Origin of the sequence: Mixta theicola (assembly GCF_002895925.1) — a bacterium.
GTDB classification, from domain to species: domain Bacteria; phylum Pseudomonadota; class Gammaproteobacteria; order Enterobacterales; family Enterobacteriaceae; genus Mixta; species Mixta theicola.
The window spans coordinates 1-1077 of record NZ_NWUO01000046.1; the positions used below are offsets into that span (position 1 = coordinate 1).

Consider the following 1077-nt stretch of genomic DNA (forward strand, 5'->3'; position numbering starts at 1 on the left):
TGGCGTGGGGCGTGCCGCGGATAAAATATGTTCGGGCGGGCACGCTGAAGCTGGCGGAACATGAAGGCGTAAAGAAAATTGGCGGGCACACCATCAAAAAGCACGTTGCGATTACTGATGAAAAACTACTGGCGCGCCTGGCGATTAGCCGTGATCTTGATGCCGCAACGTCATTCTACAGCGTCGAGCAGGCAGAGCGATATATCAGCGCCGGGTTGCGTGCTAACCGTCTTAAAATTATTTACTGGGCGAATACTGCTCGCGGAGAAAAAGATGTGCTGGCATTTACCTGGAACGCAGGTACGACCGTAGGTTATGGGTTCAGGCAGGGTAGCCAAATCAAATGTACAGTCAGCAATATTCGTATCGTGCTGAAACGACAGGAATACCTGGGCAAACCGTATTTTATTTTAACCGCATATCCTAAAATTCTATGAACAGATTCCGTAAATGGCGGATACGCCGTAAATTTTCATCGCTGGGCATTATGGTCAGTGTCTATTTCGGACAGGATCGCGAGGTGTGGGGAGAAACGATCGAAGAAATAGTGGAAAGCTGTTGCGACTCCCGCAGTAAAGATGCGGTGCGTTGCCTGAAAAATGAAATTACTGAGATGCTCAAAACCGAAGACGACAGCGAGCTAGAATCCCGTATGACGCTGTTGGCAGAAAGAGAATTTGCCCCAGAGCCTTGGGGTGAAACGTGGCGCAGCTTCCTGCAACGGGTGCTGGCGGCACTGCAATAGACTGATGGTAAAAAATTTATGAGCCTGCGAAAGCGGGCTTTTTTATATACTCGCTACGGTTTATCCTTGCGCGCGTTTTGTCAGGAGCAGTGACAGGCAGATCGGGCGTTCGGGTACCGGCAGTTCGTTGCTGGCAACCGGTGCGCAGGCTGCAAAAACCAATTTAGGGGCATGACATGCAGGAGCGGGTAACCCGTTACTAATGCGTAACAATTCATCATACTGTCGCCAAAATCCTGCCTGCTGCGGTGCAATTCCGCAGCTAAACCAGCGGGATGTGAATGCACCATATGTGCGACCCAGATTTTGGCCCTGGTCGACAAACTACGCCT

2 protein-coding genes are annotated in these 1077 nt (G+C 50.7%); both read left to right on the forward strand.

Going from position 1 to position 1077, the window contains the following annotated elements; all coding sequences use genetic code 11:
* Positions 1-437 (forward strand): RNase A-like domain-containing protein (locus tag COO59_RS21005; RefSeq protein WP_338066124.1); only part of this gene is annotated, 437 nt, incomplete at its 5' end.
* A complete protein-coding gene (locus tag COO59_RS20490; RefSeq protein ID WP_103061467.1) occupies positions 434-745 on the forward strand; it encodes a contact-dependent growth inhibition system immunity protein in 312 nt (103 codons plus the stop codon). The genes COO59_RS21005 and COO59_RS20490, both read left to right, overlap by 4 nt.
* The last annotated feature ends 332 nt before the right edge of the window (positions 746-1077 follow it).